1 rRNA gene is annotated in these 255 nt (G+C 49.4%); it reads right to left on the bottom strand.

From position 1 onward, the window contains the following. Positions 1 to 97 (bottom strand): 5S ribosomal RNA (gene rrf / locus L6D89_RS32565); the annotation flags it as partial. Positions 98 to 255: the final 158 nt, after the last annotated feature.

Here is a 255-nt window from a genome sequence, read left to right as displayed (position 1 = left end):
TCACATGGAGAAACTCCACACTACCATCGGCGATGCGTCGTTTCACTACTGAGTTCGGGATGGGATCAGGTGGTTCCAACGCTCTATGGTCGTCAAGCAATTCTTTATGGACGCTCGTGGCAGTTGCACACGCTCATCCAGATTCGGGTATGTGACAGGTATTTGCGGTTCACACGAACTTTCGGTTCGTTACGTCTTCACCGTACAACACGCAAATTGTTTGGGTGTTATATGGTCAAGCCTCACGGGCAATTA

Origin of the sequence: Pseudomonas pseudonitroreducens (assembly GCF_021603645.1) — a bacterium.
Classification (GTDB): domain Bacteria; phylum Pseudomonadota; class Gammaproteobacteria; order Pseudomonadales; family Pseudomonadaceae; genus Pseudomonas; species Pseudomonas pseudonitroreducens.
Note: the sequence above shows the minus strand (reverse complement) of the source record. Positions and strands in the feature narration are given on the sequence as shown.